This window comes from Cytobacillus sp. (assembly GCF_964223445.1).
Lineage (GTDB): Bacteria > Bacillota > Bacilli > Bacillales > Cytobacillaceae > Cytobacillus.
On the sequence record NZ_CAXQGS010000053.1, the window covers coordinates 105668 to 132333 of the forward strand.

The 26666-nt window shown below is 40.6% G+C and carries 26 protein-coding genes and 1 riboswitch; of the genes, 20 read left to right on the forward strand and 6 right to left on the reverse strand.

The window, feature by feature from the left end:
- Positions 1-68 precede the first annotated feature (68 nt).
- The 6 genes from ACEQ1T_RS10215 to ACEQ1T_RS10240 all read left to right on the forward strand — a co-directional run bounded on the left by ACEQ1T_RS10215 (position 69) and on the right by ACEQ1T_RS10240 (position 9101).
- Positions 69-1142, forward strand: coding sequence for a Wadjet anti-phage system protein JetD domain-containing protein (locus tag ACEQ1T_RS10215; protein WP_370222733.1), 1074 nt, complete (start codon positions 69-71; stop codon positions 1140-1142).
- Complete coding sequence (locus ACEQ1T_RS10220) at positions 1133-2644, forward strand: hypothetical protein (RefSeq protein ID WP_370222734.1); 1512 nt, start codon at positions 1133-1135, stop codon at positions 2642-2644. The genes ACEQ1T_RS10215 and ACEQ1T_RS10220 overlap by 10 nt, the downstream gene beginning before the upstream one ends.
- Positions 2644-3390 carry a DUF6063 family protein gene (locus ACEQ1T_RS10225; protein ID WP_370222735.1) on the forward strand — a complete coding sequence of 249 codons (747 nt, stop codon included), beginning with the start codon at positions 2644-2646 and terminating at the stop codon, positions 3388-3390. The genes ACEQ1T_RS10220 and ACEQ1T_RS10225 overlap by 1 nt, the downstream gene beginning before the upstream one ends.
- Positions 3368-7828, forward strand: a complete 4461-nt coding sequence (locus tag ACEQ1T_RS10230; protein WP_370222736.1) for a hypothetical protein — start codon at positions 3368-3370, stop codon at positions 7826-7828. Before ACEQ1T_RS10225 ends, ACEQ1T_RS10230 begins: the two co-directional genes overlap by 23 nt.
- Positions 7829-7902: 74 nt before the next feature.
- Positions 7903-8009: riboswitch (SAM riboswitch) on the forward strand.
- A 93-nt stretch (positions 8010-8102) separates the two neighbouring features.
- Positions 8103-8681: an O-methyltransferase gene (locus ACEQ1T_RS10235; RefSeq protein WP_370222737.1), complete on the forward strand. Its 579-nt coding sequence runs from the start codon at positions 8103-8105 to the stop codon at positions 8679-8681.
- 39 nt (positions 8682-8720) lie between these two features.
- Positions 8721-9101 carry a PH domain-containing protein gene (locus ACEQ1T_RS10240; RefSeq protein WP_370222738.1) on the forward strand — a complete coding sequence of 127 codons (381 nt, stop codon included), beginning with the start codon at positions 8721-8723 and terminating at the stop codon, positions 9099-9101.
- A 28-nt stretch (positions 9102-9129) separates the two neighbouring features.
- Here the strand turns inward: ACEQ1T_RS10240 and ACEQ1T_RS10245 are convergent, their stop codons facing one another.
- On the reverse strand, positions 9130-10500 hold the full coding sequence (locus ACEQ1T_RS10245) for a PLP-dependent aminotransferase family protein (RefSeq protein ID WP_370222740.1): 1371 nt from the start codon (positions 10498-10500) through the stop codon (positions 9130-9132).
- Positions 10501-10592: 92 nt separating this feature from the next.
- On the opposite strand from ACEQ1T_RS10245, the gene ACEQ1T_RS10250 reads away from it, so the two are divergent.
- The gene (locus ACEQ1T_RS10250; protein WP_206836759.1) at positions 10593-11165 is read left to right on the forward strand and encodes a GNAT family N-acetyltransferase; all 573 of its coding nucleotides are present in this window, start codon (positions 10593-10595) and stop codon (positions 11163-11165) included.
- Positions 11166-11234: 69 nt separating this feature from the next.
- On the forward strand, positions 11235-12425 hold the full coding sequence (locus tag ACEQ1T_RS10255; protein ID WP_370222760.1) for a PLP-dependent aminotransferase family protein: 1191 nt from the start codon (positions 11235-11237) through the stop codon (positions 12423-12425).
- A gap of 126 nt (positions 12426-12551) precedes the next feature.
- Here the strand turns inward: ACEQ1T_RS10255 and ACEQ1T_RS10260 are convergent, their stop codons facing one another.
- The 3 genes from ACEQ1T_RS10260 to ACEQ1T_RS10270 are packed head-to-tail and all read right to left on the reverse strand — an operon-like array spanning position 12552 to position 13611.
- Positions 12552-12833 carry a hypothetical protein gene (locus ACEQ1T_RS10260; RefSeq protein ID WP_370222741.1) on the reverse strand — a complete coding sequence of 94 codons (282 nt, stop codon included), beginning with the start codon at positions 12831-12833 and terminating at the stop codon, positions 12552-12554.
- A gap of 9 nt (positions 12834-12842) precedes the next feature.
- Positions 12843-13232: a hypothetical protein gene (locus ACEQ1T_RS10265; RefSeq protein ID WP_206836766.1), complete on the reverse strand. Its 390-nt coding sequence runs from the start codon at positions 13230-13232 to the stop codon at positions 12843-12845.
- Between the two features lie 13 nt (positions 13233-13245).
- The gene (locus tag ACEQ1T_RS10270; protein ID WP_370222742.1) at positions 13246-13611 is read right to left on the reverse strand and encodes a DUF2089 domain-containing protein; all 366 of its coding nucleotides are present in this window, start codon (positions 13609-13611) and stop codon (positions 13246-13248) included.
- A gap of 230 nt (positions 13612-13841) precedes the next feature.
- Here ACEQ1T_RS10270 and ACEQ1T_RS10275 point away from each other — a divergent pair, with 230 nt between their 5' ends.
- Entirely contained in the window at positions 13842-14291 is a 450-nt protein-coding gene (locus ACEQ1T_RS10275) for a GNAT family N-acetyltransferase (RefSeq protein WP_206836771.1), read from the forward strand.
- Between the two features lie 140 nt (positions 14292-14431).
- The gene (locus ACEQ1T_RS10280) at positions 14432-14608 is read left to right on the forward strand and encodes a hypothetical protein (RefSeq protein WP_206837719.1); all 177 of its coding nucleotides are present in this window, start codon (positions 14432-14434) and stop codon (positions 14606-14608) included.
- A gap of 182 nt (positions 14609-14790) precedes the next feature.
- Here the strand turns inward: ACEQ1T_RS10280 and guaC are convergent, their stop codons facing one another.
- The gene (gene guaC / locus ACEQ1T_RS10285; RefSeq protein WP_206836772.1) at positions 14791-15780 is read right to left on the reverse strand and encodes a GMP reductase; all 990 of its coding nucleotides are present in this window, start codon (positions 15778-15780) and stop codon (positions 14791-14793) included.
- Between the two features lie 395 nt (positions 15781-16175).
- Positions 16176-16574 carry an ester cyclase gene (locus ACEQ1T_RS10290; protein ID WP_370222744.1) on the reverse strand — a complete coding sequence of 133 codons (399 nt, stop codon included), beginning with the start codon at positions 16572-16574 and terminating at the stop codon, positions 16176-16178.
- 176 nt (positions 16575-16750) lie between these two features.
- Here ACEQ1T_RS10290 and ACEQ1T_RS10295 point away from each other — a divergent pair, with 176 nt between their 5' ends.
- The 10 genes from ACEQ1T_RS10295 (at position 16751) to ACEQ1T_RS10340 (ending at position 26648) form a co-directional block, all read left to right on the forward strand.
- Positions 16751-17203 carry an SRPBCC family protein gene (locus ACEQ1T_RS10295; protein WP_370222746.1) on the forward strand — a complete coding sequence of 151 codons (453 nt, stop codon included), beginning with the start codon at positions 16751-16753 and terminating at the stop codon, positions 17201-17203.
- Between the two features lie 22 nt (positions 17204-17225).
- Complete coding sequence (locus tag ACEQ1T_RS10300; RefSeq protein WP_370222748.1) at positions 17226-17876, forward strand: YdeI/OmpD-associated family protein; 651 nt, start codon at positions 17226-17228, stop codon at positions 17874-17876.
- A 363-nt stretch (positions 17877-18239) separates the two neighbouring features.
- Positions 18240-18557 (forward strand): rhodanese-like domain-containing protein, encoded by a 318-nt coding sequence (locus ACEQ1T_RS10305; protein WP_370222762.1) that lies wholly within the window; start codon positions 18240-18242, stop codon positions 18555-18557.
- A 105-nt stretch (positions 18558-18662) separates the two neighbouring features.
- Positions 18663-19712, forward strand: coding sequence for a LacI family DNA-binding transcriptional regulator (locus tag ACEQ1T_RS10310; protein ID WP_206836781.1), 1050 nt, complete (start codon positions 18663-18665; stop codon positions 19710-19712).
- A 93-nt stretch (positions 19713-19805) separates the two neighbouring features.
- A complete protein-coding gene (locus ACEQ1T_RS10315) occupies positions 19806-21080 on the forward strand; it encodes a Gfo/Idh/MocA family protein (RefSeq protein ID WP_370222750.1) in 1275 nt (424 codons plus the stop codon).
- 217 nt (positions 21081-21297) lie between these two features.
- A complete protein-coding gene (locus tag ACEQ1T_RS10320; RefSeq protein WP_206836788.1) occupies positions 21298-22548 on the forward strand; it encodes a sugar ABC transporter substrate-binding protein in 1251 nt (416 codons plus the stop codon).
- Positions 22549-22604: 56 nt separating this feature from the next.
- Entirely contained in the window at positions 22605-23558 is a 954-nt protein-coding gene (locus tag ACEQ1T_RS10325) for a carbohydrate ABC transporter permease (protein WP_370222751.1), read from the forward strand.
- Between the two features lie 14 nt (positions 23559-23572).
- Positions 23573-24406, forward strand: coding sequence for a carbohydrate ABC transporter permease (locus ACEQ1T_RS10330; protein WP_206836791.1), 834 nt, complete (start codon positions 23573-23575; stop codon positions 24404-24406).
- Positions 24407-24547: 141 nt separating this feature from the next.
- A complete protein-coding gene (locus ACEQ1T_RS10335) occupies positions 24548-25453 on the forward strand; it encodes an ROK family protein (protein WP_370222753.1) in 906 nt (301 codons plus the stop codon).
- Positions 25454-25475: 22 nt separating this feature from the next.
- Complete coding sequence (locus ACEQ1T_RS10340; protein WP_370222754.1) at positions 25476-26648, forward strand: SIS domain-containing protein; 1173 nt, start codon at positions 25476-25478, stop codon at positions 26646-26648.
- The last annotated feature ends 18 nt before the right edge of the window (positions 26649-26666 follow it).

Consider the following 26666-nt stretch of genomic DNA (forward strand, 5'->3'; position numbering starts at 1 on the left):
AGTTTATAATAAAAATGATGTCCTTATGGATAATAGAGGTCTCTACTGACCCCAAGATGTTTAAGAAGGTGAAAAAAATCAACATCATCGAAACAAGGGTGAGAAGTTTCATTGAAGATATTCAGCACCCGAAGCAAAAGAAGAAGTTAAACATAAACGATTTAGAATTTCAGCTGCGAAAATTGCTGGATGATTACTATGAAATGGATGGTTATTCGCAGTTTTATGAAGCCATAGAATCATTGCAAATTGATGGGCAGCTGACTCCTATACATAATAATCAATACAATGGGAAAACACCGTCTTTGCCTTTATATTACTGGGTTAATGTGAAGGCTCAAGCCGACAAATGGGATCGGCTCGGGATGATGAAGCTGAGTGATCAGTTCGATTTTTCATTTTATGAACGGCACCCGGAATGGCAGACGAAAGAGGAGTGGAGCCGTATTCAGAGTTTATATGGTTTTCTCCAATCCAGCAATGAACGGGAAATCGTTTCACTCGAGGAAAGAAGCCTGGAACTGTTCGGCCATGAAAAATTCCTGCAGGACGGGATTAGTTTTCCTGATGGAAAAGGCTTTTTAGCGCGCATTGGAATATCTGAAGAACAGCTTAAAGTTGTGAAATACGGGGAGCCTTTTGTATTTTGGATGAAGCAGGGAAAAGAAATGAAAGAAATTCAGAGAGTGCTGATTGTCGAGAAACTATCATTCTTTCATACTTCCATTCAATTATTGGAAAGTGAACTGCTTGATTATGAGCCGGAACTCATCATTTATGGGGAAGGCACGAAAATTGAACGGAGCTTTTCGTTTTTCTTTAAAATTTTCCCGGCAAAATCGTATCTCTTCTACTATGCAGGAGATCTTGATGCAGCAGGTTACGGGATCATTTCCCGGCTGATTGAAAAATATCCGCTTTGCTGCATTCAGCCTGCATTAAAGATTTATCGTAAAATGCTTGAATGTCTGGATCAAAGAAATGAACAGAAATCCGGTCAGCTTCAAAATCTTAAGTACCGTGATGCGTTCTTCCAGTGGTTTACAGAGGAAGAGCAGGAACTTTTAATGACATTATGGAAGGAAAATAAACGGATTCCCCAGGAAGTCTTAACAATTGAAACATGGAGGAGATGGATGTGAACGAATCATGGGAAGGATTCGCCCAGCGGATGCAGCGATTGAATCCGCTGTTTGAGCTTGGGAGAGGAATGGAAGTCGGAGAGCTGAAGCCTCATATCCAAACAATTCTGATGCAGGTGCTCCTCACCATTTTTTATCGGGAATTGAATGATGATGATCATCGGGGGAAATCGGATATCAAGTATATGGTTGAAGATTCAATCAAGCAAATGAAGCTTTTAGCCGATGAGAAGCAGATTGAACGGATCACAAGCGGGCTTCTGTATCAGGGGAAAGAGGAATACAGCAGACCTTTTGAAGCCCTCTATTACGATGAAATCAGGCAATCATGGGAGACGCAGGTTTTCCGCTATGTGACGATGGATGAATTATATACGAACCTGGAGATGGGCGGATCCATTGTCTACAAGCTCACAGATGTCTCACAGGAGATGATCTTCATGAGCAGGGAAATGGCAGAGGAATTCTCAATCACCATTGAACAGCTTTATAGTATGCAGCTGATAAAAAACGGTAATTTCCGCAAAGCCACTCGAAACCTCGATCACCTCATTTCACGGGTCAACCGCTTAATGGCAAAAGAATTTTCCTTTCAAAAAGAAATGATCAACAATCCCAAAATCTTATTGATGGAAGAAGAAATGCAAAGGGCTGATAACCGTGGGGAAATTGAAAAGCAGTTCGAAGAAGAGAAGAATCACTTCCGCACCATCAGCAGCATGATAGAGAAAACGAAACGAAGAAATGAGGAAGATGATCTCATTCAAAAAGAATTAATCCTTCTTCAGGAAAAGATCGGCCATACGAGGCAGCTGCATGACCGTTTCGCCAAGCTTGTGATTCAAAATATCTCCTATGAAATGAAGATGAAAGCAGAAAACCCATCCCTGTTTTGGGAAACGAGCCTTGTTTCATTCAGGGAGCATATTTATGAGAACTGGTTCATGAAAGAAGGGTTTTCTTCATTCGATAGGGTTGAAAAAGTATTAGGTCCTTTATTTTCGCCAAAGAATGAATTTATCTTGCCTTTGGACTGGATTTGGGGAGAGCAGGAATTTGATGAAACGCAGCTTACAGAGGTAATGGAGGAAGAAGTGCAAGAGGAAAGCATTACCCATCAGAGGGTAACGAACTGGGATTCTGTCATCAATGCCTGGAGCTATGTGTTTCAATATTTGCAGACATACAGAGAGTTTTCACTGGCTGATTTAACGACATTGCCGCTTGAAGTACAGGATTTATGGTTTGAAGAATCAGAAACGATTGATTTATGGATGATGTTTGATAAAAAGCCGCTGAAGGTCCAGGTACTGCAGCGGAAAGAAGAGACGTTAAGTGATGAACGGGAGATTCTCCTCTATAAACTGATGCAGGAATATCCGCAGTTCCAGGTGTTTGAAGGCTTGAAAATATATACTGAGTTTGATCATCGGGCGGAACCCTTCCTCTGGTATCAAATGAAAATCACTCCCTTTAAAATTTGTGTGCAGGAGGAGAAATGATGAGTGCAGAAAGTATCAAAAAAGCATCAGCGGTTTATTTTACGCTTTTAAAAGATAAGGTCATCGACGAAAACAGCGAGTACTTTCAGGCGTATTTCGATCCTGATGTAAGACAGACGGTTCTCTTATTGGCAGACGAATCCGGCACCTTTATCATTGAATCGCCAAAACGGATTCAGCTCGTCGTGCAGCCGACCGGCTCTGTTTTTGCTACAAATTTTACTCATATGAAAGATCGGCATAAGCAGATTGAAACGAAGAAACACTTTCACCTGATGAGCGTAGTCATTATGGCATTCCTGGCAAGCATCGACCGCAGCCAGGCGGCGAAAATCCGTACGAAACGCGAAGGGGTTAGCTTCTATACCCTGGAACGGCAAGTGAATGATGTTATCATGAATTGGGATAGCATTCTTAAAGCAAAACCGGATTTCGGAGCAGATGAAAAAATTGATATGAAGGACGTTGTGACTACATGGAAATACATGGAGGTCGACACGGATGATTATGGATCTAAGAAAGCCAATCGCAGGACGCGTATCGGTTTGATAGCAAGCAGCATGCGTCTTTTGGAGACAGAAGGACTTATCGTCATTCTCGATCGGGAGGATATTCCAAAGGCGATTCCTAAACAGGAATTATTTGAGCGGATTGAATATCTGTATCATGATTATGACCGTTATGAAATGTTCAAGGAACTAATGAAGGCAGAGGAGGAGCAGCATGCCGAAAATCCATCGAATTAGAATTGCCGGCCTGAAATATGATGGCATGCAAAAGCAATACAAGGATACAACATTTAACTTCCATAATGAGGAGACCTCCACAAACGGCCTTATTTCCATGATGAATGGAGGCGGGAAAGGGGTGTTCCTGCAGACCATCTTCCAGATTCTCAAGCCGGGAACGTCTTGGGGAAAGCAGAACAACCGCTATTATCAGCAATTCTTTTTTAATAATAAAGAGCAATTCATTCCTTATACCTTTCATGTTCTCATTCAATGGGAACTCGACGGGGCTGACCGCAGGCATTTGGTGACGGGCGGAATGTTTTCAGCAGAACAGCGGATTTCCATGAACGAAGAAGGCGGAGAAAGCAAAACGCTTGAACAGGAAGCGAAAATTATCCCGAATATTGCGTTTTATACAAGGGAGTTTGAACGGAAAGAAGAAGCATCACTTGAACATATTCCGCTCTATGAAGATGGTGAACTGGCTGATACGGATGGCCTGAAGGATTATTTAAAATGGAATGGCTATGATGTCTACCGTGATACAAAGAAGCACTACCGCATTCTTGATACATACGGCATTAACCGCAAAGACTGGGATATTATGAAAGACATTAACAAGGATGAGGGAGGCGTAGGAAAATTTTTTGAAGGTGCTGAAGATGATCACTCCCTGTTCCAAAAGCGGATTATTCCTACAGTCAGCCAGGTTCTGCACCGGACTGAGCATCAGAAGAACGATCTGGTGGAGATTTTTAAGAGTCAGGCAAGCATTGCAAAGGACCTGCCTGTTTTGCTGAAAAGAGAGCAGGCTCATAAAGAGTTCCTCGAAGATATTCTTCCATTTGAAGAGAGTCTGGCAAAGGGCATCGAGCATAAAGAAATTGTTGAGGACAGCATTAAGGTCGGGAGACAGCTGCTTGGTGCTTTAGAGCATTTGAAGAAAACGGAAGAAGAAACACTCATTGAGCTGGAAAATGAAAACGATAAATTAATGGGCAAGCAAGTGGAACTGCGTTTTCAGAAAGATAACCTTGAGTACGCAAAAGCTCACAGGGAAGTGCTGGATTGGGAGAAGAAACTAGGGGAAGAGCAGAAGAAGCATATGATTCTGCAGGAAACGGTGAAAGAAAAGCAGGAGAGAAAAGATGAGCTGGCTTTTCAGCTGTTATTGAAAGAATGGCATGAAGGGGAACAGAGCATTCGCGCGCATTCTCAGCAGATTATGAAGCTTGAGCAAAACAGCGGCCTAGAGCAAGTGAATCAAAGAATGGATGAAATCAAAAAAGAAGCGGCTCAGCAGTGGGAAAAATCCTCCGCGGCTATTAGGGAAGCCGTTCAGCATTATGCCGGATATCAGAAATTTTTAAAGAAAAAAGCAAACGATCTGTCTAAGCAGGATAAACAAAAGACCCAGAAGATTGCCCAGCTTCGTACGGAAATTGATTTTCTTTATACCCAAATTCATGAATTTGAATCAAAAGAAGAACAGCTTATCAAAGAATTCGGTGATCGCTTAACCTATGATTTAAAGGGCTTTATCGAAAATCTTAACAAACAGATAGAAACCAAAAAATCTGCTCTCGAAGATTTGCAGGCAAAAGAGAAACAATCCAATGATAAGCAGAACCAGCTTGCATCTTCACATGGAACGCTCGCTCAATCCATTCAGTTTTCTGAAGAAAAGTGTGAAGAGTTTAAGATGAAAAGTGAAGAGCAGCAGCGAAAAGAAGGGAAGCTGTACGATAAGCTGCAAGGTGTGCTGGATGATGTCACAGCACAGTTTACGAATGCTCTTTTATCCAAATATGCCCTGCAGGTGGAAGAGCTGCTCGTTCAAAATCGTGAGCAAGGGGAAGACATTAAAAAAGTGCTCTGGGAAAGGCAGCTGGATTATGCTTTGAATGATGAGCATTTCTGGATTGCGAATAATGATGTGAAGGAACTAAAGGAATGGATTGATGAGAAAACAGGGATAGATGTGTTTTACGGCTCACAATTTCTCCAATCCTTAAAACCGGATGAAATCGCGAGCCACATACTTTCTCATCCTCTCCTGCCCTATGGCTTAGTGGTAAGCAGGCCGCAATGGGAAAAAATGAATAAGCAGGTCCTTGCCGGAAGAATGTTTAAGAACCCGGTTCCGATTTTTATGCGGGAAGACATGACGGGCGAAAATCCGCAGTATTCCTTTGTGATGATCACCGGTACGGAGAAGGAACTGCTGACAGATAAAAGTCAGTTCATGAACTGGAAAATTAAGATTGCCAAACAAATAGAAGAAAAGAAAGATACACTTCTAGAAATTGAAAAAACGGAGAGCTCTCTCCGCCGTATTTTAAAAGAAATCGACCGTTTCCTTTCCAATGACCTTGCCGGTGATATCGAAAGAGCGCTGCTTCAGGAAAAGGAAGCCATGCTTTCCAAGAAAACGGAATTGCAGGCCATCATCGTGCAGGAGGAAAAAGAAAAAGAACGGCAGCGGGAACTTAGAGAACAGCTGGAAAAGACGAAGGTAAAGATTGAGAAGCTATTAAAAGATGTGGAAACATTAGAGAACTTTAAACATGAAAAGTCGCTGCATCAGGAAAATAAACGGGTAAAGCAGGAAAAAGAGAAACAAAAGGAAGCTTTCGAAAGTGTACAGAATGAGCTTGCAAACGAGCATCAGACCATCGCTGAACTGCAGGAAGAGTGGAGCCAAACGTACTTGGAATGGAAGCTATCAGCGGAGCAAAATATTAAGGAGATTAGCTTTTTTATAGATGGTGCTGTTTTTCCAGCCGCTGAGAAAGCAGAAGCCTCTGAAGAGGTCCCGCGATTATCATCTCATATGCTGGAAGAAACCATTGGAAGCATTGAGGAGCTTAAACAGCTGCAAAAATCAAAAGAAGTACAAGCCAGTGAATTGCTGGCGATCCAGGCGACAAAAGAATCGGAGCAAAAACAGCAAAAGAAGCTCGAGAAAAAACTTCATGCTCTTAACGTAGAGTGGAAGGATGCGTCTGTACCGGATGAACCAATGAGTATTTTGGAAAAGATGGTTCAGACAGCTGCAAAGGAAACAAAGGCAGCAGAGAAAGAAGAGCGAGAGCAGGGAACAGCTGTAACAGTTGCTGATACGTCTTTAAAGCATGCGAAGGCGCAGCGTGATAAGACTGTTAAAAAGGTGGCCAAGCATGATAAACATCCTGAAGAATGGGAAGAACTTGATCTGGAAGTGAAGACGATTGAAATTACTGACCAGACCAAACAGACGAATGCAGAAATAAAGAAAACGGAAGAGCGCAAAAAAGAGACGGAGCAAAACATTGCTGAGTTTGAAAACAATCAATTGCATCTATCCGTAATCCTTAAAGAGGAAGCAGCAGCTTTTACGGATGAAGATATTGAAAAAATAAAGAGCCAGGGAAAGCAAAGCATCATTTCCTGGAGTGAAAAACATCAGGGTATCCAGGATGAAGGCCAGGAGAAGCACGCAAAAATTGAACAATCCCTGCGCAATTTAAAACTCAATATTGAAGGAAAGGATTGGGAAATCCGCTTTAAGAATGAAGTTTTAACTACGCTTGATCATATGGATACCAGGCATTATGCGCATATTCAAAGTGTGGTCCAAAACATGAAGCGCTTTTCACAGAGCGGCTTAGAGCAGCTGGAACGAGATAAAGAACGGGCAGAAAAAGCGCAGAACTTCTGGGCCAGCCGTGCGAGCATGAAGGTAATGAGCATTTCAGAAGCGATTCGCTCGATGATTGCGAAAATGAAGCTGAAGAATGAACGGGGTTCTTTCCCGCTCGTTCAGCTCAAAGAAGACATCCTTCCTAAAAAAGCGGAAGATATTGAACCTTTACTGAAACAGCATTTCGTTTCGGCCATTAACAAAATTACGAAACGATTCGAGATGATTGATGACAATAGTCTGGAGCAGGATCAGGAAATCAAACAGCTCATCAGTGATGAGCAGATTTTATTTGTCTCCCTCAGGAATCGTTACCCGGAGCTGCTGGTATATAATATGCGTACTGATAATGCATTCATGTACGGAAAACCGCAGCGAGAGCATTATTCAACCTGGCAGACGATCAACCAGGGTTCAAAGACTAAATCCGATGGCAGCGGCGGTCAAAAGCTATCTGCACGCATGGTCATGATGATGATGCTTCTTTCGGTCAAGAGTGAAACCGATCAAAGCTGGGTCCCGTTAGTCTGTGATAATCCGTTCGGACAAGCTGCTTCTGCCCATGTACTTGACCCGATTTTCGCAGTAGCAGATAAGCTGAAGTTCCAATTCATCGTCGTTACTCCTCCTGAGTTGGTGAAAACAGAGATCAGCCAGAGATTCGATGCGTATTATAAATTGGACTTCATCCGGGAAAAAGGGAAAGAGATTGTATCGGATACGATTATTCCGGCATTCCGGATTTATCAAGGGGAGGAAGCTGTTCATTAGATTAAAAGAATTAAAGTGTTGCCATTTTGCAAAAACTATGCAATACTTGGTTGAAAATATAAATTTTATACAAATTCTTATCCAGAGAGGTGGAGGGACTGGCCCTGCGAAGCCTCAGCAACCCCTGATTATGTCAGGAAGGTGCTAATTCCAACAGAGTTGATGCTCTGGGAGATAAGAGGTCGTTTTGATAAGTAAAGGCCTCTTATAATGAGAGGCCTTTTTTTGATGCTCTTTTATGATTTGATAACGAATAAAGAGGAGGAATGGCAAAATGGAAAACGGTGTTATACAGGTACCGGAAGCATATTCGAGGATATTGCAGGAATCTGATGTGCTCGGCTTCGGGCAGTCATGTGATCGAAAAACAGGATTTTTACTGAAGGGGCTGGCTGCCTCAAAACCAGGAGGAAGCTTTTTGGAGCTGGGAACAGGAACGGGAGCGTCTGCTTCCTGGATCATTGATGGGATGGATGAAGACAGTAAGCTTACAACCGTTGATATAGACTCTAGTGTGCAATCGATCGCGAGAAAGTACCTCGGGAATGACAGCAGAATCACATTTTGCTGTGAGGACGGAGCAGCTTTTATACAAAACCTGTCAGAAGGCTTCGATTTTATTTTTGCAGATACATGGCCGGGGAAATTCGAGCTACTGGACAAAACCCTGGATCATTTGAATATCGGCGGTTTTTATGTGATTCATGATGTGTTTCCGCAGCAGAAATTGCCTGAAGAATTTAGGATAAAAGCCACTAAACTTCTTAAAACTCTGCAGGACAGACCTGACCTGGACATAACAGAATTGGATTGGTCTACCGGGCTGATACTTGCAGTGAAGACAGCGGTTTGATAGATGAAATTATTTACTGAAAATGAGGGGGATCGTTCCATGCATAGCGTTAGAAGTCAGGTTGAACATGTATTGAAAGAAGGTGAAAACATTATTGAATGTTTAAGCTGTTCATTAGTTGCCCATTACTGTTTAACTCCGCACGCAGGCTTCTTTGCGGCAACGAACAAAAGACTGCTATTCTATGGAATCCCGGTATCAGAAACAAATAAGGAAATAATTGAAGAATTTGCGTATAACCAAATTACTTCCATTGAAGAAAAAAGGGGAATCACCGGGAAGCATATTCATATGTACTATAAGCAGGACTTGTATAAATTCCAGCAAATCCAGGGGATGAATTTGTTTGATTTTATGGTGGCTATTAAGGAAAAGATATGCATGTTTACCGCTTCACCAAAAGAGCGTTATCCTGTTTGATAAACGCTCTTTTAGTTGAATATATGACTTAGTCTAAAAGATAACCTTTCCATGCTTTAGCGATTAACTGGACTCCTCTCTCAATCTCGTCCATCGATGGTGCGCCATATCCAAACATCACATGATTATTTGGCTTGTGAAGCTGATACATAGGCGAAACAGCATCGATTTCAACTCCCGCCGACTTTGCCAGAGCAATTGCTTTAGGTTCATTCAATCCATCTGGTAATGTCACGATGATATGCAAGCCCGCTGTATCTCCAATTATGTCAAAGTGTTCTCCTAAATGCTTTGACAGGCTATCTATTAAACAGCTCCTTTTAGCTCTATATAAAGTTCTCATTTTTGCTATATGAGATGAATAAAGTCCTTCTTCCATAAATTTTGCAGCAGCTCGCTGATCGATTCTTGAAACAGTCGACTTTTGATAAGCATTAAATTTTTCGAAGTCCTGCTGCAGTGCTGCTGGCATAATCAGATAGCTGATCCGAAGTGATGGCAACAGTGTTTTTGAAAAGGTGCCGAAATACAGTACCCGCCCGGTGGAATCCATATGTGATAATGCTGGGATTGGTGCCCCTTTGTAGCGAAATTCAGAATCATAGTCATCCTCGATAATGAAAGCATCCTGATTAATTGCCCATTTCAACAGTTCAACCCTTCTGGCAATAGACATAATTGTACCAGTAGGGTATTGATGAGCAGGTGTCGTATACAATAATTTTATTGGCTCATCAGGCACACAGCATCCTTCCTCATCCACAGAAATCGGATAACAAGGCAGCTGCAATTGATCAAAAACAGATCTTGCCCGACTAAAACCTGGATCTTCTATTCCGATGGCTCTCCGTTTAAAAAACAAACAGACATTTAGCAGCAGCTGCTGAAACCCGCTGAAAATATACACTTGCTCCGGCTGGCAGGCCAGCCCTCTAGCTTGCTGTAAGTATAGTGCAATTTGAACACGCAAAGAATATTCGCCCTGCCACTGTGCATTGCTGGCATTAGATTCATTAAGCTCTTTTCTGTATAATCGGTTCCAATGTTTATAGGGGAAGGCAGAGGCATCAATTTGCCCATTTTTAAAATTTATGAGGAACTCATTCTGAATTCTTTTCTCCAAGTCCATTGTATTAATCTGATTAAAGTGCATTTCACCCTGAATTTCAGAAACAAAATAGCCTTTGCGTTCTGCTGAATAACAGTAGCCTTCACTCTGCAATTGTTCATAAGCCATCTGAACAGTTATGATGCTTACGTTTAATTGTTCAGCCAGCCGCCGCTTTGCAGGAAGTCTTGCATGAGCTGACAATTTATTATCTAAAATCGCCAGCCGAATTTGTTCATAAATTTCTTTGTACTTTATTCCATTTTCCGAAAGCAGAATTTGAATTTCCATCGAATCATTCCCTGGTATTATATTAAAATTCATTTTTGGTTATTTTTATCATACCAGAATTCGGCTTTAATAGATTCAAGGAGAGTGATAGCATGCAAAAATTAGAAAACAATGTTGTGCAGTTAATTCCCATGGAGCTTGAGCATGTTGACGTAATTTATGAAGCAGCTCAGGATAAACGCATATGGGAGCATATGTCTGTTGATTTAACAGAGAAAAGCAGGGTCATTCATTATGTCAAAGATGCCATACAAAAACGGGAGAGAGGCACCGATTTTGCTTTTGTCATTGTCCATAAAAAATCAGGGAAAATCATTGGCGCTACCTGGTTTCTTGATATTTCAGCCCAGCATAAACATCTTGAAATCGGCTCCACTTGGATGAGCCCTATTTATTGGCGCACGGATCTTAATACAAACTGTAAATATTTATTATTAAAATACTGTTTTGAAGAACTGTCACTTAATCGCGTCCAAATCAAAACCGGACATGAAAATGTCCGCTCACAGAAAGCGATAGAACGAATCGGTGCGGTAAAAGAGGGCGTTCTTCGAAATCATATGATACGAAAAGAGGGGACTATTCGTCATACTGTCCTGTATAGTGTCATAAAGGAAGATTGGGTAAAGGTAAAAAGACATTTTCAGGAGCACTTGCTTTTATAGTTTTAGTGGAGCATCTCTTGCAAGAGGTTTATAATGAATAATAAAACTGCTGGAAGGGTGTGGATTCAAGTGAATGCCGCTTCTTTTTTTCCTGACAACATCAAATTAGCACTTCAGAATAATCCCCCTGGGGAGTGGATTCCGGAGATTCCAGATGAGTGTATACGCCTGCATTGCGGCTATCCAGCTCCTTCCCTTATGCCTGATGAAGAGGTAAAGGCAGCTGTTAACAGTCTATTAGAGGAAGAGCATGATTTGCCGCTCCATTATATAGGAAGTCCCAAAATAATAAAACTCAAGGAACAGGTTTTAATGAGATTGAAAGAGCGGGGAATATCTGTTGCTGAAAAAGAGCTTTTGATCACTTCGGGTGCATGCCAGGCGATCGATTTGATTGCCCGCATTCTCCTTGATGAGGAGTCAATCGTGGCAATAGAATCTCCTACTTATATGGAGGCTTTAGAAATTTTCCAAAACTACACAAAACATACAATTAGTATTCCTGTAGACAAGAACGGACTTCAAACAGATGTATTGGAAGAGATTCTAGAGGAAAGAAAGCAAAAAGGGCTCGCTCTGCCTCGTTTTCTTTATACGATCCCAACCTTTCAAAATCCTACAGGTACGACAATGACAGAAGAGCGCCGGCAGCATGTATTGGAGCTTGCCAATAAGTATAATTTCCTAATAGTTGAGGATGATGCTTATGGGGAATTATCATTTAATAAAAGTCTCCCCACTCTTAAAGCAATGGATCAAAGCTCCCGGGTTCTGCATGTCGGTTCGTTATCCAAGATAGTGGCCCCCGGCATGCGTATAGGATGGATAGCGGGAGCAAGTGAAATCATCCATGCATGCGCCTGGTTTAAAAAAGATCTGAACCATCCGTTTGCTCAATCTGCCATGGCTGTTTATTTGGCAAACACGGATTTTAATAATAAACTAGTAACCTTGAGAGATACATACCGGTCCAAATGCAATGTTCTGATCTCAGCATTGGAACAGTACTTTCCTGATTCAGCTTCCTGGTACGTGCCTGAAGGGGGTTATTTCGTGTGGATGAAGATTCCCGGTGCCGATACATCGGAACTGCTGACACTTGCCCTTGCAGAGGGGGTATCTTTTATTCCTGGCAAGTACTTTTTCAAAGATCAGGGAGCCGGAACTGAATTTCTGCGTCTTTCCTTCAGTTATGCGGATGAGAAGGAAATAACAGAGGGGATTCGCAGGCTGGGAAAAGTCGCAGAGGCCTATCTTTAAATGTATTTCTATGGAACTTTTAAAAATGAAGAGGAATAAAGGAAACAAAGGCCTAATTTTCTTGGTTTTGTAAGCCAGAAATTAGGCTTTTTCTTTAAATGCCGAACAGTGATAGATATAAATAAATTAAAGTCTTACCTGAACCTCAGAACCGTCCTTAGCTTTGACATCTACTATCACGATCCCCTTTTGATTTTTCAGTTCCTTGACAATAGGCTTGAGCGCTTCTTTATCTATTAATGGAAAGGTAAAGTCCAGTTCTTTTCTTTCGAAGTGCTCTTTTGTCCATTTGTTTACATTTTGATGAAACATTTTTGAACAAAAAATTGAAATGGCAATGTTTAAAATTGCATATGGAATTGGGATGGTTAACCGAACGTCTTTTGCTTTCACTTTTACATGCAGCATAGGCATTCACTAATCGATGATGACAGAAACGGTATCCCCGTTTGCCGATTTAATATCAACAATTTGGCCATCTAATTCGTTTTCGATTGCTTCTATAATAAGGCTTATGTCTATATCTTTAACGTATTTTTCTGATTGGGGGATACTAGCTGCGATGCTGTGTCCAGCCATTAATACTGCCTTGACAAGTTTTATTGGCAAATTGACCGTAACGTTATCATCTTCGGCGGATACAACACGAATTTTTAAAGTTTTATCTAAATATTTAGCCGTTTTCACTGCCAGCTTATTACCCGTTTCTTCTTTCTCTTTTAATACCTGGATCAGTTCTGATCCCTTATCGGCATCAATTTTCCCTTCTTGAACCATTGTTAGCACTCTTGAAATTTCCTCTTTCATGATAACTTCCTCCCTATTCCTCTTTTAAAAGCTTTATGGCTTCTTCAGGTGTGATCTCGCCATTTTCCAACATGGTGACAATTTTTTTCTCGTCTGCTTCATTCTTCTTTTTCTGCACATATCCGAGGGATGAAATGATTTCTGTTAGCTTGCCTCGTACCGTTGGATACGAAATACCCAGTTCCTTTTCAACTTCTTTGATATTTCCTCTGCATGTTAAGAATACTTCCACAAAATGAAGCTGATCCTTTGATAATGATGCCAGCTTAGATAATTCAAACTCATTTTCAATGGTCGTGTGACAATGAGAGCACTGCAGCTTCGTAATTTTCAATGTTTTACTGCAGACAGGACAATCAGTTATTAATTTATAAGCCATAATGAAAATCCTTCCTTTTATTTGACTTGATTATATAACAATGAATCAAAAAAAATAAATAATTATAATTAAAAATATTAATAATTTTAATTGGGTGTTTAATTTTATTGATTGTTAGGCGGTGGTGCAGATGTTTTGTGAAAAGAGCCTAATAAAGGGAAAATAAAATATTAATAGAAAATAATCAGTAATGTATTTAAGTATTTTTCGTGCTGAAGGAGTGATTTTCAATGCATTTTCGAAAAGCTAATGAAGAAGATTTACAAGCTATTGTCCGCTTGCTTGCCGATGATGAATTAGGAGCAAAGCGTGAGAGGTATGAAGAACCTCTGCCGGATTGTTATTATAAAGCATTTAAGGCAATAGAAGTACAGTCGGGAAATCAGATCATTTTAGCTGTAGACGGTCAGTCGGTGATTGGCTGCCTTCAGTTAACAATCATTCCTGGTTTAGCGCGACAAGGGATGAAACGTGCACAAATTGAAGGTGTGCGTGTTGATCAGCGCCACCGTGGTAAAAGGGTAGGAGAAGCCTTGTTTAAAGAAGCGATTGCAATAGCGAAGTCTGAGGGGTGTGGCCTTGTCCAATTGACAACAGACAAGCAGCGTGATGATGCACATCGTTTTTATAATAGGCTGGGGTTTTTTGCGAGTCATGAAGGGATGAAATTAATTTTTTAATTTGATAGCTTTATTAAACTGGCGTGATTTTTGGACCAGCTAGAATACCAGTTTAATACTGAATAATAATAATGAAGGAAGGCTGAATAATTTTTCGTCAAATGGAAATTATATAGTTGAATTCAAAAAGGAGGAATGATGTGGAAACAAGCATGAGTGTTGAAGAAGTATTGACCGGGATCTCAGAACTGTTGGAAAAAGAAGGGCAGCCGCCCCGAAAGAAGCAAGTAAAAAAATCAAATCCAGAGCTAATGAAAAATGCATTGTATTATTTTCCGAGCTGGGAAAATGCAGTAGAGCAGTCTATGGGATCTTAACCTCAAGGTGTACATAAGATATCTGCTTTTTAAAATTGGAGCTCTTCGTAAGTGTTTTTCCAATTTAAAAGGTAATGATGAAACCACAGAAGATGCCTTCCTGATGGGAAAGTGCTGACATCTTCTGTGGTTTTATTAATTGGAGGAATGTTTTGCAAAGATTAGAAAGTCACATGGGCGGGTTAAAAAGCCCGGTCACCATTAAAGATCGAATTTTTTACAATAACATAATCAACATGACGGATGGCATCCAGCTTGTTGCCGCCAGCGTAAGAAATGGAGGACTGGAGATCCTGCTCCATTTCTTTTAGCGTATCTGCTAATGATCCTTTGTGCTCTACTAAAATTCTTTTGCCTTCAACATTTTTCTTTTCGCCTTTTTGAAATTCAGAGGCTGAGCCGAAGTATTCTTTATAGAGCTTTCCGTCTTTCTCATTCTCAATGGTTTTACCAGGTGACTCCTCATGTCCTGCAAACAAGGAACCAATCATCACCATGGTTGCACCAAATCGAATTGATTTAGCAATGTCACCATGGGTGCGAAGACCTCCATCTGCAATGATCGGTTTGCTTGCTGCTTTTGCACACCAGCGAAGTGCAGCTAATTGCCAGCCGCCCGTTCCGAATCCTGTCTTGATTTTTGTGATGCAAACCTTGCCAGGCCCAATACCAACTTTTGTGGCATCAGCACCAGCATTCTCTAATTCTCTGACTGCTTCCGGAGTTCCGACATTGCCGGCAATCACAAAGCTTTGAGGAAGGTTTTTCTTAATATGCTGAATCATTTGGATGACAGCATTGGAATGGCCATGAGCTATATCAATAGTAATGTATTCCGGTGACAGCTCTTCATCAGCTATTTGCTGTATAAACTCATACTCGCCTTCTTTGACGCCAACACTGATCGAAGAGTATAATCCGCGTGCTTTCATATCTTTCATAAAAGATATTCGCTTCTCTGGTTCGAATCGATGCATGATATAGAAATACCCGTTCTCTGCTAAATATATGGCAATTTTCTCATCTACAATCGTCTGCATGTTGGCAGGCACCACTGGCAGTTTAAACGCACGGTCCCCCAGGAAGACCGTTGTATCACATTCAGATCGGCTATTGACGATACTTTTTGCGGGAATTAATTGAATATCTTCATAATCGAATACATTTTCCATTGTAATCCTCCTATTGAACGAAGCTGAATACGTACGGCCATTGCAAGGATAGGTTTTTCAGTTTCAGTCGATCTTATACAGGCTGGCAGGGAAGCATCATTAAAAAAGAGCTTAGAAAATTCCTAAGCTCAATGGATAATAGGGGGTCGAATTGTGAGGGTTCGACCACTTTAATTTTATACAATTCTGTTTATTATTTCAACTTATTAAAGTAAAAACGCATAAAAGTGATAATGCAATAAAAACTTTCCCTCTTACTAACATGAATTATAAGACAATTATCGCTTTGGCTATTCCCCCAGTATTTCAACTATAGGGGCCTTGAGATAGCGATAGCAGGACAGATGAGGATCCTTCATACATTGCTGCAGGAGCAGTAGGCATTTTTAATTATGTTAAAACATCCCATTCTCATTAGGCGATTCATCTGGTATGGGCTGTCCTACATCCCACAGTTCAGCAATCTTGCCGTTTTGAAACCGAAAGATATGTACTACTGCTCCACCGAGGTCCTCGGGGTTTTGCTTCACGTGGGAATGAACGGCAACGGTTTCATTTTCCTGGATTGCGAGTTTGACTTCAAGTAATTTGCTGGGGTTTTGCGCTGCATTCTCTTCCATCGCGTGCATGAGAGATTCTGCATCGCCACGGAAATAGGGATTATGGTGGGAAAAATCTGGGCTGATGTAACGCTTGTAGGCTTCACGGACCTGGCCTGATGCTACCAGCTGCAGAAAAGAAACAGCTTTTTCTTTCAGTGATAGGTTTGACGTTGATTGCTGCCCTGTACTCATTTGAATCATCCTCTCATCTCATTAATGAATTTAATAGAAGTATAAGTTATAGATATCCTAATGACAATATGTTGCGATAAGGAGAATCTCGATTCGTTAACTTATTTTAATTTAGAGTGAGCACTTTATTAATTTGTGATATATTTTAGAAAAAAGTTATAAAGGAGGCAGTTAGCTTGAGTATCCATTTTGAAGTGAAAAGATCCATTCAGGTATCTGCACAAAATGCCTACAAAGCTTTAATCGATCTTGATTCGGCAAAGGACTGGATGAATGGTCTAGTTGGAATAGAGCGGGAGGAGAGCGGGCCATTAAAAGTGGGGAGTCACTGGAAAGAGACAAGGAAAATGTTTGGCAAAGAAGCTGCTGAACATTTTGAAGTTGTCGAACTCGATGAGCCCAATAAAATTGTACTGCGCTGTGATGGAACCAAAGGAACAACAGGCAAAGGAGAATTTTTATTTACATACATAATCGTTTCAGCAGATGATGCTTCAGAAGTTACTTTACTTGGTGAGATTAAGGGACTCACAGGCTTTTCAAAATTGTTTGGAAAGATGATGGCTGGAGCCTTTAGGAAAGCCTGTGCGAAAGATTTGGATGCTTTAATAAACTTTTTAGAAAAGTGAAAATTAAAAGGAGCAGTATGTTATGTCAATCATTGATAAATTAAAGCTTAATAAATATAATAATTTGGCTGTGCTCAACCAGCCAATTGACTATGCTGTATTTAATAAATACAAAACCACTTTATCAGGTGAGCATGATGCAATCTTCATCTTTGTAGAAACCATTGATGAAATGACAGAGTTTACCCGAAAAGTGATCGATGAGGAGCAGCTGCTCGAAAAAGGATATTTATTTTTCGCTTATCCTAAAAAAGGAAATAAACGGTATGATACATACGTTCATAGGGATGATATTTTTCCGGCGATGAAAGTGGGAGAAGATGGGTATGTGGAAAATAGCGATGTGAAATTCTCGCGGATGGTGAGCATGGATGATGTCTTTACGGTTGTTGGATTGAAGCGTGAAAAGAAGAAGGAGAAAAAATCAGTCGCTCCTAGTCAATGTGTGGCTGATTATGAAAATAACGTGAATGATATTGAAGAGATCTTAGCAGATCATCCAAATGAATTGAAATTTTATCAGGAACTAACCCCAGGTTACAAAAAGGATTGGGCCCGCTACATCTTTTCTGTTAAACAGCAGAAAACCCGTGAGAAACGCGAAGCACAAATGGTCGATATTTTATCACAAGGGTATAAATCGGCTGATTTGTATAGGCAGAAGAAGAAATAATATGGTTCCTGCCCAGGTTACTTTAGTAATTAGGGGACAGGAACTTTTTTAAACTATAAATTATTTAATTCACCTATAAATACTTTTAATTCATCATCAGAAGTAAATTTGTATGCATACCCATAGCAGATCGTTTCATTGCCCGTATGTTCACGTTTTAGGAATTCCCGGAGAGCTGTGCTATGTGCAGTTAATGCTGGATTTGATACGGTTAAAAAAGACATCTGTCTATGCAGTAATTTTTTTTTTACAGCATGGATAGCATGTCTTGATTCTATGAATAATGAGAGATATTTTAATTTGAGGTATTATTAATTTAAAGTTAAGACAAAAAAGGAGCGGATCACAATTGCACTTAACAAAATTACTCCAAAGGAATTATATGAAAAAATGAAGCAAGAGAATGTCACCTTATTAGACGTACGTGCAGAGGAAAAATACAAAGCGTATCATTTAGAAGGTTCTAATATCGAAAGCTTAAATATACCAAAAACACACATCTTAAATCACACTTTTGAAGCTGAAACTGATTCATTGCCAAAGGGGAAAGAAATAATTGTAGCATGCACAACAGGGAATTCCGCGGCAAGGTGTGCAGCCATCCTTTCTGAAAAAGAATTTAATGCTACTGTTTTAGAGGGTGGGATTACTGCCTGGAAGGAGTTTATAAAAACAAAATAAATGTTAAAAGCTATTGACTTAAAATAAATTCAGGTGCTATAGTCTATTTAAATTCAAAAAATTCCGGCGATTACTGCGGGAAGTTACAGCCTAGAGGTGTGTTTTGTGGTTAGATTAAAGGATATTGCGGAGTATGTTGGCGTTTCTATTTCTACTGTTTCCAGAGTTATTCAGAATGACCAGACAAGGAATGTTAACCAGGAAACGAGAAATAAAATCTGGCAGGCTGTCAAGGAGCTGGGGTATACACCCAATCAGCATGCAAGAAATCTGGTTAGCAACAGACAGAATAAAAGTGATGCCAGGACAATGAAAATTGGCTGGGTTGCCAATCCTACACAGGCTGAAATAAATCCATATTTTTCCAATATCTATACAGGTATTCGTGATACTTTAACAGAAAATGATTATACATTAATAAGTATCACTAAGGATGAGATTGAAAATGAAGCACTTCTTCTCAAGACCATTCATGATCTCGGGATTGAAGGACTTCTGCTGATCGACAGTATTGATGAAAGCCTAATTGATTACATACAGCAAACGATTCCTGTTGTGGGACTTGACTTCTACTATTCCGATAAAGATATTGCGATTATAGATTATAACCGTGTGGCCGCATTGGAAAAAGTTGTACAGCATTTAGTGAATCAGGGTCATCGTGATATTGGGTTTATCGGCGGGGGAATTAATGAAGCTTACCAGGACTTAAATGAAGAATTACGATTTAAAGGTTATCAATCTGCTATGAAAGATGCAGACCTTTCTATTCGAGATGAATGGGTTATCAATACCAGATGGAAAATGGAAAACAGTTATGAGGGAATGAACCAGCTCATTAAAAGCAGTTCGGGAGATTTGCCGACAGCTATGGTTTGTGCAAGTGATTTAATGGCTCTGGCTGCAATGAGAGCAGTTATAGAAAATCAGCTGAGAATTCCAGAAGATATTGCATTCTTTGGAGTGGATAATATTGAAATGGGGAAATATTCATCACCGCCGCTTTCAACAGTAGAAATCCCCAAATATGAAATGGGAAAAATGGCCGCGAAAACGATTATGGAAATGGTAGAGGAAAAAGTGGTTTTGCCAATCAAAATTATTTTACCATTTGATTTAGTTATTCGTGAATCATCTTCTAAAAAACGGACCTAAGCGGTTCTTTTTTTGAAAACGTTTGGAAAACGTTTGGATAAATTACGGAAATTTTCCGGGGTTTATACGGCTAAATAGAGAGGAGAAATATACATGAAGACAATGACAGCGATCCTTATAGGAGCTGGAGACAGAGGGGCGAGAGCATATGCACCATATGCTCTGGATTATCCGCATGAATTAAAAATTATTGCTGTTGCAGAACCGAATAAGGAAAGGAGAGGGAGAATACAGCAAGAACATCAAATTCCAAATGAAAATTGCTATGAATCATGGGAAGAGATCTCACAGCTGGACAAACAAATTGCCGATATTGCCATTATCTGTACCCTGGATAGAAACCACTTCAAAGTGACCATGAGAGCTTTAGAGCAAGGGTATCATGTCCTCCTGGAAAAACCAATGTCACCTGACCCATTAGAATGTATATTAATGGAACAGCAAGCCAAAACATTTAACCGTCAGCTGACCATCTGCCATGTGCTCAGGTATACCGATTTTTGGAAAGCAATAAAAAAGGTAATTTCCCAAGGGGAGATCGGTGATGTTGTATCTCTTCAATTAAATGAAAATGTTGAAGTTATGCATATGTCACACAGCTTTGTAAGAGGCAATTGGAAAAACAAAGAAAAATCAAGTCCAATGATTCTCCAAAAGTCCTGTCATGACATGGATATCATTTCATATGTACTCGGAAAACCATGTAAAAGACTAAGTTCGTATGGATCCCTGATGCATTTTAAAGCAGAAAATGCCCCGGAAGGAGGCCCGCTGCGATGCTTGGATGGATGTCCTGCCGAGCTTGAGTGTCCATTCCATGCAGGACGGTATTACCTCGGTGAAGGAAGAGGCTGGGCAAAAAAATTTACAGAAGATTATACCAATGAAGGCATAATTGAAGCCTTGAATAGAACGCCTTATGGAAAGTGTGTATATCGTTCAGATAATAATGTCGTCGACCATCAGGTTGTCAATATGGAATTTGAGGGAGGAGCAACCGCTGCCTTCAGCATGTGCGGTTTTACAAGAGAACAAACTCGAATCGTTCAAATAATGGGAACCAAAGGTGAAATTCGCGGAAACATGGAAGAGAATAAAATCTCAATTTTTGATTTCCTAACCAGGCAGGAAACAGTGATTCATTTTGATCAGCCAGTAGGCGGGCATGGCGGTGGAGACCGCGGAATTATGAGACTATTCCTGGAAGAAGTCCGGAATGGCAATAAAGAGGACAGTGTTTCTTCTGTTTCCGCATCTGTAAGAAGTCATCTAATGGCATTTGCGGCGGAAGAGTCACGGTTAAACCAGGGTCAATCTATCAATATAGATGAATATTATCATGGTTTAGTTGGGAATATTCAAGTTTAAAAGATTGTAAACACAGCTCTTTAAGCAGTGTTGCAATATATTTAGCCAGTTAAGATTATATCTTAATGCAGAAACCTGAGTTTTTGGAAAACGTTATCCAAGGAGGTGGTAAACGTTATAAATAACTTTCGTCCATAACATTTTTATTCATCTAGAGATAAACCCCTTATGTTTTGAGTTAGGCAAACAAAAAACTTTAGGAAAGAAGGGAAATGGGATGAAGAAATGGATCATCATGCTATTAACCGTTGTATTAGGTGTGATTGGCCTATCAGGCTGCAGTGATAATGATGCAGCATCCGGCGGAGGAAAAGATGGCAAGGTTGAAATTACGTATGGATTCTGGGATAAAAAGCAGGTTCCTGCGATTGAAGAAATTATTAAGTTATTTAATGAAAAATATCCGGACATTCAAGTGAAAACAGAAATCACACCTTATGGCCAATACTTTCAAAAGCTTGAAACAGCGGCAACGGGCGGTGCTTTGCCAGATGTTCTATGGATGAATGGAGCACACGTTGTTCAGTATGCAGAAGGGAAGGTCATTCTTCCATTAAGTGAAATGGCGGAAAAGGACAATTATAGCTTAGAAAATTATCCGGAATCATTGATTGATCTGTACACGGTAGATGGAGATATTTATGGGATTCCAAAAGATTACGATACAACTGGGCTATGGTATAACAAGAAAATCTTTGATGAAGCCGGAGTATCCTACCCGGATGAAACATGGGATTGGGAAAAATTGAAGGAAGCTGCGAAACAGCTGACTGACAAAGATAAAGGAATTTGGGGCTATGCGGCATTAATGGGCAATCAAGGCGGATATTATGATTTCATCTGGCAGAATGGCGGCTATATCATTTCTGAGGATGGCAAGTCCGCAGGGTTCGACAAACCTGAAGCAATCGAGGCATTAGAATACAATGTCAGCTTTATTAAAGAAGGACTCTCTCCAACACAAGCGCAGATGACCGAAACGGCTGCTTCTGAATTATTCTCATCTGGAAAGATAGCGATGATGTTTGATGGTCCTTGGATGGTTCCTGAATATAAGAAAAATCCCGATTTAGATGTAGCAGTGGTTCCACAAGGGAAAAAACGTGCCGTTTCTATTCACGGGCTTTCCAATGTAATATCTTCGAATACAAAACATAAAGAAGAAGCTTGGAAGTTTGTTCAATTCCTTGGTTCCAAAGAAGCAGCAGAAGTCTTTGCCAAAACGGGAACCGTCATTCCGGCATTTAATGGTACACAGGATGCATGGAAAGAATCAGTCCCTAATATAAACCTTCAGGCATTTATTGATGGAGCCGAATATTCAGTGCCTCTGCCAAGTGTGGAAAACACAGGGGAAATCTGGCAGTACGAAACAGATGTACTTAAAAAGGCCTGGAGTGAGGAAATAAGTATTGAAGAAGCAGCAGAAGAGCTGACAAAGAAAGCAAATGAGGCATTGTCCAAGTAACTACTAATTGAAGAGAAGGATTTTGCAATTCTTCTCTTCCATTTATATAAGGAGGGATGACTTTGAAGGAAGTACCTCTTCAGACAGAAGTAAAAACAGCCAAAAGGATAAAGGTTTCGAGCCTCGCCAAAACAAGGAAGCGGTCAGACTATTTTTGGGCTTATCTTATGATTGCACCAACAATGTTTGGATTGTTTATTTTTTATCTCTGGCCCATTATTCAGAATTTTTACTTTAGCTTCACCGAATGGGGTTCATTTGGACAGTATGAGTGGACAGGCTTAGACAATTATAAGAGATTGCTTGAGGATGCAACTCTTCTTCAAGCATTTAAAAACACAAGCATCTATATTATTTTTACAGTGCCGATTGGAATTTTCCTGTCCATTATTGTGGCTGTTCTTTTAAATCAGAATATCAAAGGTAAATCTATTTACCGGACTTTGTATTTTTTACCAGTCATCACAATGCCAGCTGCCATTGCGATGGTCTGGAAATGGCTGTATAACGCAGACTACGGGATGTTTAATTATATATTATCCTTGGTCGGAATTGAAGGGCCGCAATGGGTAAGTGATCCCAATATTGCTTTATATTCGATTATTGCGGTAGCGATTTGGAGCGGTATTGGCTACAATATGGTCATTTTCCTTTCAGGGCTGCAAGGCATTCCAAAGATGTATTATGAGGCAGCAGAAATAGATGGGGCAGGTCCTGTCACCGTGTTTTTTAAAATTACACTGCCGCTGCTTTCACCGGTTATTTTCTTTGTGTCCATTATGTCAATGATTGGTGCATTTCAAGTATTCGACTTGATTTTCATGATGATTGGAAAAAGCAGCACGGCGCTTGAAAGTACACAGTCTATTGTTTATTTGTTCTATCAGCATGCATTTGTACTAAATGATAAAGGATATGCTGCGGCTATTGCAGTTCTTTTATTAGCGGTCATTTTAATAATTACAGCCATCCAGATGGTTCTTCAGAAAAAGTGGGTTCATTATGATTAAAGGAAGTGATGCCGATGGACAGAGCACTCAAGCTTATTGCAAGTAGAACATTCCTTTTCCATTTCATCCTGATTATTGGGGCTGCAGCAATGGTACTGCCTTTCCTATGGATGATCCTTACCTCGTTAAAAACGTATGCTGAATCGATTCAAGTACCCCCGGTTTTGATACCCGAAGATTTTCAGTGGGGAAATTATAAAGAGGTATTTGGACTCCTGCCCTTTTTCAAATTTATGTACAATACCGTAATTATTACAGTTCTGCGGACAGCAGGCCAATTGTTCTTATGTTCATTAGCTGCATATGCCTTTGCCAGAATTGAATTTCCGGGGAGAAACATTCTATTTTTGTTAGCGCTTACTGTGTTAATGGTGCCTGGGCAAGTTTTCCTGTTGCCGCAATATATGATTATGGTGAAATTAGGATGGCTCAATTCCCTGCAGGCTGTCATTGTACCAGGGTTGTTCAGCGCGTTTGGCACGTTTCTATTGCGGCAGTTTTTCATGGGACTGCCCAAAGAATTGGAGGAGGCAGCCAGACTTGATGGCTGCAACCATTTTCAAATTTATTGGAGGGTGATGCTCCCGCTTGCAAAGCCGGGTTTAATCGCTCTAGGAATCTTTACAACACTCTGGAGCTGGAATGAATTGATGTGGCCGATGATTGTCAACAGTTCTCCTGAGTCTATGACTCTATCAGTGGGATTATCCTCGCTTCAGGGGCAATTCTTGACCAATTACCCAATTCTGATGGCGGGATCTTTCTTAGCCATCCTGCCAATGCTGATCTTGTTTATCTTCCTGCAGAAGCAGTTTATTGAAGGGATTGCTGTTACAGGAGGGAAATAAGCTCTTTGCTTAAATAACCTCAAGCTTGCAAGGGCAACCATATATTCATAGCTTTTTTGTCTATGAGTTTTTTATTAGTAAATTGGATATAAAACCGTCCTTTTAAGGTCGATTCCTATTATTAGTTTCGGGGTGAGGGATTTGAAGAAGGCTATTGGCATTGATATTGGCGGGACCAAGATTGCAGCTGGGATCATTTCGGAAACAGGGGAGATACTGAATAGGGCAGAAGTAAAAAGCGATCCATCAGATAGAGAAAAGATGTTTAAGAAGGTAATAGATGCGGTTGAACGACTTTTTACTGAGTCCTCTATGTCTATCCATGAGATGGAGGGACTGGGCGTGGGTATTCCTGGAAAGGTGGACAGGGAGAAGGGAATGGCTATTTTTCAAAATAATTTGCCATGGGCTCTATTTCCCATCAAGGAAAGGCTTCTTGACCAATTTGGACTTAAGCGGGCTGTCATAGACAATGACGTTTATATGGCTGCATTTGCCGAGTGGAAGGCTGCCGGGGCAAACAGTAACGAGACATTTGTTTATGTAACGATTAGCACAGGCATTTCCTGCGCCATTATCAACCAGGGGACATTTTATAGAGGAGCTGGATTTGGAGGGGAGCTTGGTTTAATACCCGTTTTGTCAGGAGCAAAAGGAACAAAGTGGAATCGTCTGGAAACTGCAGCAGCTGGTCCGGCTATTGAGAAGCTAGCTAGAAGGAAATTACAGGAAGAATCGCTGTCATCGAAAGATATTTTCGAACACTATAAATCGGGAGCATTTGAGTATCAGTCCATCATAGGTGAGGTGACAAACCTGTGGGCTCAAGGACTCTACTCCATATCATGCTTATTGGACCCGCATAGAGTTGTGTTAGGCGGAAGCGTGATTGCAAATAATCCGTCTTTGCTTAACATCATTAAGGAAAAACTGGAAACCTTCCAAATCAGTGAACAAAAGCATCTCTTAGGAAATATGACGATTAGCACCATCAGACAGGATAATGGAGTAATTGGTGCGGCCTTACGGGTGTTTGAAGAAATCTAATAGATTAAGAGGGGTGTAGAAAATGTTCACATTAAGCCGAGAAAAATTAAGGACATTAGGAGCAGAAATTACAACTGCAGAAATCAAACAACAGCCTGATTTATGGGCTGAAACTATAACTATTTATAAAGAGAAAAGAGAGCTCATTAATGAATACTTGCAGAATTTGAGTGAAAAGCACCAACGGGTCCGGGTGATATTTACAGGTGCCGGAACCTCTGCCTATGTTGGTGACACCGTTACTCCTTATTTAAAAGGGAAAGCGGATGAAAATCAGTGGGACATGCAAAGTATTCCTACGACGTCTATTGTGTCCAATCCATATCAATTTCTTAAAGCTGAAATCCCGACCCTGCTCGTATCTTTCGCCAGAAGCGGCAATAGCCCTGAAAGCATTGCTGCAGTCGAGCTGGCAAAACAAATCGTCACGGATCTATATCAAATCACCATTACTTGTTCAAAGGAAGGCAAATTAGCTCAGCTGGCAGCTGGAGATAATTACAATCTGCTGGTATTAATGCCTGAAAAGTCTAATGACCAGGGATTTGCGATGACTGGAAGCTACACCTGTATGACGTTAACTGCCTTACTTATTTTTGATTCCCTAACTGATGAAGAAAAAGAAAACATTGTCAGAACCATTCGCCGTATGGGAGATAGTGTCATTGGCAGGAAAGTGGAAATTGAAAAGATAATGAATGCAGAATTTGATCGGATTATTTATCTAGGGTCAGGGGGATTTGAGGGCTTGGCAAGAGAAGCGCAATTGAAAATCTTGGAGTTGACTGCCGGAAGAATTGTGACCGCATACGATTCACCCATGGGATTCCGGCACGGTCCAAAGTCTTTTATCAATGATAGAGCCATTGTATTTGGCTTTGTCTCCAACCAGCTTTATACCCGCCAATACGATTTAGATATCTTAAACGAGCTGAAACAGGACCAGATTGCCAGCACTGTTTGTGCTATTGCTGTTGAGGGGGACATCAATTATGCCGGAAATGCATTCTTGTTCGAAAGGGAGGCGGGGGCTGTACCAGATGCCTATTTGTCTTTGCCATTCGTTATGGTCGGTCAAACGATTTCTTTGCTGGCTTCCGTTAAAGTCGGGAATAAACCGGATACCCCCTCACCAAGCGGAACTGTTAACCGCGTTGTAAAAGGTGTCACAATCCATGAATTCAAGTGTAAATAGCAGAAGGGCTGAATTAAA

Excerpts from the sequence above, each read along its gene's own strand:
- ACEQ1T_RS10220 (WP_370222734.1), top strand. The coding sequence starts at position 1,133 with ATGGATGTGAACGAATCATGGGAAGGATTCGCCCAGCGGATGCAGCGA.
- ACEQ1T_RS10225 (WP_370222735.1), top strand. The coding sequence starts at position 2,644 with ATGAGTGCAGAAAGTATCAAAAAAGCATCAGCGGTTTATTTTACGCTT.
- ACEQ1T_RS10230 (WP_370222736.1), top strand. The coding sequence starts at position 3,368 with ATGCCGAAAATCCATCGAATTAGAATTGCCGGCCTGAAATATGATGGC.
- ACEQ1T_RS10235 (WP_370222737.1), top strand. The coding sequence starts at position 8,103 with ATGGAAAACGGTGTTATACAGGTACCGGAAGCATATTCGAGGATATTG.
- ACEQ1T_RS10240 (WP_370222738.1), top strand. The coding sequence starts at position 8,721 with ATGCATAGCGTTAGAAGTCAGGTTGAACATGTATTGAAAGAAGGTGAA.
- ACEQ1T_RS10245 (WP_370222740.1), bottom strand. The coding sequence starts at position 10,500 with ATGGAAATTCAAATTCTGCTTTCGGAAAATGGAATAAAGTACAAAGAA.
- ACEQ1T_RS10250 (WP_206836759.1), top strand. The coding sequence starts at position 10,593 with ATGCAAAAATTAGAAAACAATGTTGTGCAGTTAATTCCCATGGAGCTT.
- ACEQ1T_RS10260 (WP_370222741.1), bottom strand. The coding sequence starts at position 12,833 with ATGCTGCATGTAAAAGTGAAAGCAAAAGACGTTCGGTTAACCATCCCA.
- ACEQ1T_RS10265 (WP_206836766.1), bottom strand. The coding sequence starts at position 13,232 with ATGAAAGAGGAAATTTCAAGAGTGCTAACAATGGTTCAAGAAGGGAAA.
- ACEQ1T_RS10270 (WP_370222742.1), bottom strand. The coding sequence starts at position 13,611 with ATGGCTTATAAATTAATAACTGATTGTCCTGTCTGCAGTAAAACATTG.
- ACEQ1T_RS10275 (WP_206836771.1), top strand. The coding sequence starts at position 13,842 with ATGCATTTTCGAAAAGCTAATGAAGAAGATTTACAAGCTATTGTCCGC.
- guaC (WP_206836772.1), bottom strand. The coding sequence starts at position 15,780 with ATGGAAAATGTATTCGATTATGAAGATATTCAATTAATTCCCGCAAAA.
- ACEQ1T_RS10290 (WP_370222744.1), bottom strand. The coding sequence starts at position 16,574 with ATGAGTACAGGGCAGCAATCAACGTCAAACCTATCACTGAAAGAAAAA.
- ACEQ1T_RS10300 (WP_370222748.1), top strand. The coding sequence starts at position 17,226 with ATGTCAATCATTGATAAATTAAAGCTTAATAAATATAATAATTTGGCT.
- ACEQ1T_RS10315 (WP_370222750.1), top strand. The coding sequence starts at position 19,806 with ATGAAGACAATGACAGCGATCCTTATAGGAGCTGGAGACAGAGGGGCG.
- ACEQ1T_RS10320 (WP_206836788.1), top strand. The coding sequence starts at position 21,298 with ATGAAGAAATGGATCATCATGCTATTAACCGTTGTATTAGGTGTGATT.
- ACEQ1T_RS10325 (WP_370222751.1), top strand. The coding sequence starts at position 22,605 with ATGACTTTGAAGGAAGTACCTCTTCAGACAGAAGTAAAAACAGCCAAA.
- ACEQ1T_RS10330 (WP_206836791.1), top strand. The coding sequence starts at position 23,573 with ATGGACAGAGCACTCAAGCTTATTGCAAGTAGAACATTCCTTTTCCAT.
- ACEQ1T_RS10340 (WP_370222754.1), top strand. The coding sequence starts at position 25,476 with ATGTTCACATTAAGCCGAGAAAAATTAAGGACATTAGGAGCAGAAATT.